6 protein-coding genes and 1 pseudogene are annotated in these 6,922 nt (G+C 66.2%); 1 reads left to right on the forward strand and 6 read right to left on the reverse strand.

Annotated elements, in window-relative coordinates; all coding sequences use genetic code 11:
* The 6 genes and pseudogenes from MTR62_RS19030 to MTR62_RS21665 form a co-directional block, all read right to left on the reverse strand.
* Positions 1-418 (reverse strand): annotated as a pseudogene (locus tag MTR62_RS19030) (hypothetical protein); the annotation flags it as partial.
* On the reverse strand, positions 408-830 hold the full coding sequence (locus MTR62_RS19035; RefSeq protein ID WP_244023910.1) for a VOC family protein: 423 nt from the start codon (positions 828-830) through the stop codon (positions 408-410). The gene MTR62_RS19035 and the pseudogene MTR62_RS19030, both read right to left, overlap by 11 nt.
* A gap of 108 nt (positions 831-938) precedes the next feature.
* On the reverse strand, positions 939-2,450 hold the full coding sequence (locus tag MTR62_RS19040) for an efflux transporter outer membrane subunit (protein ID WP_244023918.1): 1,512 nt from the start codon (positions 2,448-2,450) through the stop codon (positions 939-941).
* A complete protein-coding gene (locus MTR62_RS19045; RefSeq protein WP_244023912.1) occupies positions 2,450-4,018 on the reverse strand; it encodes an MDR family MFS transporter in 1,569 nt (522 codons plus the stop codon). Before MTR62_RS19045 ends, MTR62_RS19040 begins: the two co-directional genes overlap by 1 nt.
* A gap of 1 nt (position 4,019) precedes the next feature.
* Complete coding sequence (locus MTR62_RS19050; RefSeq protein ID WP_244023914.1) at positions 4,020-5,210, reverse strand: HlyD family secretion protein; 1,191 nt, start codon at positions 5,208-5,210, stop codon at positions 4,020-4,022.
* Between the two features lie 486 nt (positions 5,211-5,696).
* Positions 5,697-6,131: a DUF6538 domain-containing protein gene (locus tag MTR62_RS21665; protein ID WP_407672711.1), complete on the reverse strand. Its 435-nt coding sequence runs from the start codon at positions 6,129-6,131 to the stop codon at positions 5,697-5,699.
* On the opposite strand from MTR62_RS21665, the gene MTR62_RS19055 reads away from it, so the two are divergent.
* Positions 6,013-6,738 carry a hypothetical protein gene (locus MTR62_RS19055; RefSeq protein ID WP_244023916.1) on the forward strand — a complete coding sequence of 242 codons (726 nt, stop codon included), beginning with the start codon at positions 6,013-6,015 and terminating at the stop codon, positions 6,736-6,738. The two genes, MTR62_RS21665 and MTR62_RS19055, sit on opposite strands and share 119 nt — an antisense overlap.
* Positions 6,739-6,922: the final 184 nt, after the last annotated feature.

A 6,922-nucleotide genomic window follows, 5' to 3' on the forward strand; every position in this document is an offset into this window, starting at 1 on the left:
CGCCCCGGTCGGCCGCCAGCTGGCGCAGCGCCGGGCCCGAATGGACCAGCGCCCCCTTCGACACGGCCACCGCCGCGCGGCCCGCGCCCAGTTGCGCGGTGAGGTAGCCAAGCGCCGGGCCGCCGGTGGCAAAGTCGGTCGGCCCGGTCTCGAACAGCACGTCGGGCGCGACCTCGCCGAGAAAGTCCGCTCCGGTCCGCCCCGCTTCAAGCGGTGCCTCGCGATCCCCTATCCCGCCGGGCGCGAAAAGCCCGCCGCGCGAACCACAGACCGCGACCAGCCGCACCTCGGCTTGGTAAAGCGCGGCGTAGCGGGCGCTGCGCGCGTCCAGCAGGCGGGCGATCTGGCGCCCGATCCCGCCGTAACCCGCGATCGCCACGGTGACGCGGCGAAGCGGCGCGCCGGTGCTACTTGGCAAAGAGCTGGCCCATGTCGGCAAAAGCCTTGATCTCGATCGCGTTACCCGCCGGGTCCTTGAAGAACATCGTCGCCTGCTCGCCCGGCAGGCCCTTGAAGCGCACGTAAGGCGCGATGACGAATTCGGTGCCCGCCGCGGTCAGCCGGCCGGCCAGCGCCTGCCATTCGGGGATCGAGAGCACGATCCCGAAATGGCGCACCGGAACCCCGTGCCCATCGACCGCGCTGGTCTTGACCGCGCCGGTCTCCTCGGGCGCGAGGTGGGCCACGATCTGATGGCCGAAGAAATCGAAATCGACCCAGTCCTCGCTCGAACGCCCTTCCGCGCAGCCCAGAAGATCGAGATAGAACGCGCGCGCCGCGTTCAGATCGTCAACCGGGAAAGCAAGGTGGAACGGGTGCGTGACGGCCATGGCGATAAGCTCCGAAACAAGAATGCGCGCGAAGGGGTGCGCCGTGGCGGCCCGCCCCTTCGCGCGCACATCTGGAACAGTCCTTGGCCCGGCGCAAGCGCTCTTGGCCTACTTGCCCGCTGGCACCGGTTCCGCTGCGGCGCCCGGTTCGGCCTGGGGCGGCGTCCAGCCCAGCCCGAGCGCCTTTTGCACCGCGATGTAGTCGATCGTGAGCTGGGCGCGGGCCTGTTCGACATTGGCGTCCGCGTTGATCGCCTGACGTTCGATGTCGAGCTGGTCGATCAGGCTGCTCGTCCCCGCCTTGGTGCGCTGCGCGTTGAGGCTGGCGGCCTTGTGCGCGCTTTGCTGCGCGCTGGCCAGCTGGGCCAGCTGGCGGCGCGTGGCGCCAAAGCGGGCAAGACTGTCCTCGGCGTCCTGCAACCCCTTGAGCACGGCCTGGCGGTATTGCGCCTCGGCCTGGTCGCGCTGCGCCTCGGCTTGCGTGACCTGCGCCTTGCCTTTCCCGAAATCGAGCAACGGCCAGCTCAGCTGGGGCATGATGAGCGCCACGAGGTTATTGGGGTCGAACACGTCGCCAGGGCTCGTGCCGCCGATGCCCAGGACGCCGGTGAAGCGGATGCCGGGCATACGCTGCGCCTCGCGCACGCCGACCATCGCCGTGCTCGCGGCGAGTGTGCGCTCGGCGCTGCGGATGTCGGGGCGGTTGGCGATCAGACGCGCCGGATCGCCGATCGCGACCTCAGCGGGCGGCAGCGGCACGGGGCGTGGCGCGTCGAGCTGCGCGTCGAGCGCGCCGGGAACCTGTCCTGTAAGGATCGCCAGCGCGTTCTTGTAGAGCAGGACCTGGGTTTCGAGCGGCACGTTCTGCGCCTCGGTCCCGGCGAGCTGGCCTTGCAGGCGTTCGATCTCGAGCTGCGAGGCGGTGCCCGCTGCCAGCCGCTGGCGGTTGAGTTCGAGCGCGCGGCGCTGGCGTTCGACCGAGGCCTTGTTGAGCGCGACGCGCGCCTGCGCATCGCGCAAGTTGACGTAGCTTTGCGCGACCTGCGCGCTCAGCGCGACTTGCGCATCGGCAAGATCGGCGTAGCGCGCGCCCACCGTCGCCGCGCTCGCCTCGATCCCGCGACGCTTGCCCCCGAACAGGTCGGGCTCCCACGAGGCGTTGGCACCGATGTTGTAGAAATCGAGCGAAGTGCCCCCGCCCGACGAACCCGAATCCTCGTCCGAGGACGAGCCGAGGTCGAGCCCCGGCGCTTCGGCATGGGCGTACATCGCCATGGGCGAGACGCTGGGCGCGAGCCCTGCCTTGCCCTCGCGCAGCTTGCCGCGCGCCTCGCGGATGCGCCCTTGCGCCAAATCGATCGAGGGGCTGTGCGCCAGCGCGTCATCGACGAGGTGGGTCAACAACGGGTCGTCCAGCCCCTCCCACCAGCGTGCGACGCCCGGTGCGCTGGTCAGCGCCGGGTCGCTGGCGCGCACGAAGCGGGCCGTGTCCGAGGCGCCCGCAAGCTTGGGCGGGCCAGCGTAGTCAGGCCCCATGGTGCAGCCCCCGACAAGGCAGGCCAGCATCACCGGGGCGGTCAGGAGGAGCGCGCCGGAGGGCGCGAACGGGCGGCGAACCATCAATGCATTGCTCCTGTGGGGGCGTCCTTCGGCAAGGGCTTGAGCAGGAACACCAGCGGGAAGACCAGCACCGTCACAAGGCTCATGGCGAAGAAGATATCGATATAGGTCATGACCAGGGCCTGACCCTGAATGCTCTGGCCGAGCATACGGATGCCCGCAGCCGGGTTGCCCAGCGCGTGGCCCAGCCCCGAGACATAGTCCTGGAGCGATGGCGAATTGGCGTTGAGCGAGGATTCGATGCGGCGTTCGTGCAGCCACAGGCGGTTCTGCTGGAGGATCGAGATCCCCGCCAGCGCGAAACTGCCGCCCAGGTTGCGCATGGCGTTGAACAGCCCGGAGGCATCGCCAGCATCCTCGGGCGGCACCGACTGGACGCAGGCCTGGCTCAGGAACAGCATGCCCAGGATCGTGCCGACACCGCGCAGAAGCTGCGAATCGGTGAACTGCGCGCCGGTCGAGAAGATCGTCAGATCGGTCTCCATCCACGCCGACACCCCCATCGCCAGCATCCCCGTGCCCACCGCCAGACGAATGTCGACATAACGGATGAGCAGCGGCACGAAGGGCATCATCATGATCGAGGGAATGCCCGAAAGCAGCACCACCTTGCCCGATTGCAGCGCGTTGTAATCGGCGATCGCGGCGAGAAACTGCGGAATCGCATAGGACGTGCCGTAAAGCACCACGCCCAGCGCAATGCCCATCGTCGCCACCGCGCCGAACTGGCGGTCGAGCAGCAGGCTGAGCTTGATGACCGGCCGCTTGGCGACGAACTGCCCGGTCAGCAGCAGCGCGAAGCCCAGCGCGCTGAGGCCCGCCATGTAGCGGATCAGTTCGGATGCGAACCACTCCTCGCGCGCGCCTTCTTCAAGGAAGACGGTAAGACAGCCCAGCCCGAGCGCAAGACCGGCGATGCCCAGCCAGTCCGCCTCGCCCAGAAGTTCGAAGCGCGGCTTGTCGGCGGGCAGCGCGACCAGCAGCAGCGTCAGCAGAATGACCGAGATCGGCACATTGAGAAAGAAGGCGTAGTGCCACGACACGTTCTCGGTCAGCCAGCCGCCGACCAGCGGGCCGAGCAGAGGCCCCAGGATCGCGACGATACCGAACGCGGCCGTGCCGATCGATTGCTGGTGGCGCGGCAGGCGCTGGGCGATGATGGTCTGCGCGGTCGGGATCAGCGCCCCGCCGGTGAACCCCTGCCCGATACGCCCTACGACCATCATGCCCAACGAATTCGACAGCCCGCAAATCACCGAGAAGATAGTGAACAGCGTGACCGCGATGAGCAGGAAGGTACGCAGGCCGAACATCCGCTCGAGCCAGGCCGAGAGCGGGATGATGACGATCTCGGCCACGAGATAGGCGGTGGCCACCCAGGCCCCCTCGGTCCCGGTCGCGCCCAGCTCGCCCTGGATCGTGGGCAGCGCCGAGTTGACGATCGAGATGTCGAGCGTCGCCATGAGCGCGCCCAGCGTTCCGGCCGCCACCGCGAGCCAGGCGCCAAGGTCCGCGTTGCGTGGCCGCGTAGGCGCCGGAGGCGAAGCCGGGTTTGCGACGCTTGCCACGTCAGTTCCCCTGCTTGGCCTCGATCGCCTTCTGGTCGTCCTCGATCTTGCCGAGATCGCCCTTGGCGCTACGCGTATCCACCGTCACGGTGACCGAAAGACCCGGCACCAGCAGCTTGCGCGCGCTGGCCGGAGCCTCGATCGCCAGGCGCACGGGCACGCGCTGGACGATCTTGGTGAAGTTGCCCGTGGCGTTTTCGGGCGGCAGGATCGAGAACTGCGCGCCGGTGCCCGGCGAGAGGCTTTCCACCCGCCCGTCGATCTCGGTGCCGCCCAGCGCGTCGACCGCGATCTTGGCGGGCTGGCCGGGGCGCATGAGCGCGAGCTGGGTTTCCTTGAAGTTGGCGGTGACATAGAGCTTGGTCAGCGGAACGACGGACATGAGGCGCGTGCCGGCCTGGACGAACTGGCCGGTCTGCACCGTCTTGTCGCCCACCCGGCCCTTCATCGGCGCGGTGACGAGCGTGGCACCGCGATCGACGTCGGCGGCATCGAGCTGGGCCTTGGCCCCCTGCCCTTGCGCCTCGGCCTGACGGACCTGCGCCTCCATCGTGGCGACACGGCGCTGCTGGAGCACCAGCGCGGCCTGCTGCTGGCGGACCTGCTCGGCCGACTGGCGCGCGGCAAGACGCAGCTGGTCGAGCTGGTCCTTGCGTTCCGCACCGCTGGCGACGAGTGGGGTGTAGCGCGCCACTTCGGCGGTGTCGTGCGCGGCCTTGGCGCGGGCCGAGGCGAGCTGGGCCTGAGCCTGCTCGATCGCGGCCTTCTGCTCCGAAATGGAGGCTTTGGCGTTCTCCATCGCCGCGTTCGCCTGCGCGATCTGCGCCTGCGCCTGGGCCACCTTGGCATCGTAGTCGCGCGCGTCGATCCGCACGAGCGGGGTTCCCGCCTCGACGTCCTGGTTGTCCTGGACCAGCACTTCCTTGACGTAGCCGCTCACCTTGGGGGCGATCGCCACCGCGTCGGCCTGGATCTGGGCGTCGTCGGTTTCCTGGAAATACTGGCCATAGGTCTTGTAGCGCGCGAACCACACGCCCACGCCGATCACGATGAGGATCAGGCCGATCAACAGGTTGCGCTTGGCCGTCGCGGACAGGCCCTTGCGTTTGGCGTCGGGGGCTGCGGCTTCGACCGACGAATTGTCCTGCATCGGCTCGTCCTGGGGACCTTGCCCGGTGCGATCACTTTCCATTGCGTTCACTGACTCCATTGGGCGGCTGGGCACCGCAGGTCCGGTCCGGCGCCCGTCGCCCGGCGCGCCGGGAAACAGGCCGTGCGGCGCACCACACACGAGACCGAAAGGGGGGCATGAAAGGGGGCGCGGACACAACGTCCAACGCAGATAGAACACGGCTCCGGAGCTTGCTTCGCCTGCAAGACAGGCGTAAACTCGCGCTTAACGAAAAAAGAAGCGGAGAGGTTCCTGTGGAGCACTACGACCCGTCCTTCGGGCGATGCCCGTTCGTGCAGCTGTGCGGCGCCAGCGCGGCAGCCCTGCTGGTTTTCCTGGGTGTCTTGCAACTGGTCGGATGACCCGCCGGGCCGAGCGTCCCGTAAAACGGCTTGGACACGCATCGTAACATCTCATTGACGTGCACCATGACGCGCCGCGGCCGGTTGCGCCAGCCACATTGCGCCATGCTACCATGGCATGTCGAACCGAATATACTAAGCAAGGTTACTTTGCAAGCGGCGTCATCACGGCTGAACGATGGAAAGGCGTCGCAATATCGCTCGGGGTCGGCTTCCTGAACGGCGCCATCGATGCACAGGTCGCCCCCTGCCCCAAAGTTTGCCGTGCAGTTTCGATCATGATCTCGATCTTAGCGATCACCGCGTGAGAGCGTCGTACCGCGAGACGATGACTATCAGTACCGAGTGAACGCCAGACCTGCGCCTTCCCGATGACCGAAACAAGGTCTGCCGGAACATGCTTTCGGACGTGGAAGCCACCTCGGCTCCCTATCGCGTCAAATCGCTGTCGAACGACTTGGATGGGCGCATGGCAGAATTTCAGCACACGCCCCATTGCGGACTTCCGCTTCGGCGCTAATCTGGTCGGAATGTGGCAGGCGACATGGCGCTGGATAAAGCGCGGCACTTTAGCAGTCATTGCGTTCTTAGCGCTTCTTGGTGTGATCTTTTGCTTGTTTGTGGCGTACGAAAAGCATCGCCTCGCCCAATTCAGCAGAACCTATGAACGTCCTTTGTCCGAGGATTTACGGACTGTTCAATATGCCGAGCCTAACGGAATGCTCGCTCGTTTAAAACCCGTACAAGGTACCGATAATCTTAGGTTCGCTGCAATCCCATCGTTCGGAAAAAGGTGGTTCGCGGTTTCGGTCAGCGTCATTAAAGGCCAAGGAGTTGGGGAAGCCGTCGTGACAAGTCCGGATGGCGACGTCATCCGACATGAGGCGTTCGTGCTGCCGAAGTCTGAGCTGCTTCTTTTCCTTAATCAATGGGACGAGGTAGTGGATGGCTACTCCGGCGAGGGTCGCAGCCTTACGGACGGGACTCTTCTTGCGTTTGAACGTCGCCATGGTCCCCATATCACGTCGGGCATGGGGAATTCCCCATGCCATTATGATGTCTTGGGGGACTGGGCGGCCCAAACATTCGAGCAGTACGTCCCTGAAATGCAGGATTTACGTCAACCGAGCCTTGCCATGTTGCTGAAAACTCGTTTCTGCAACCCATCGATTTTTGATCTGCGCTAACGCCTGCTTCCCGCCCTTCACCGTCGGTCGTTCAGGTCGGCAAGGGAGACCGGACGGTCGGTTCTCTGGCGCGTCAAATCGCCCCTCGAGCGACCGACTAGGGCGCGTGGCAGAATTTCAGCACGCGCCCCATTGCCGACATCTGACTACCGTGTCACGCTTGGCTGACGAGCATGGAAAGGCG

The organism is Novosphingobium organovorum, from assembly GCF_022832435.1.
Lineage (GTDB): Bacteria > Pseudomonadota > Alphaproteobacteria > Sphingomonadales > Sphingomonadaceae > Novosphingobium > Novosphingobium organovorum.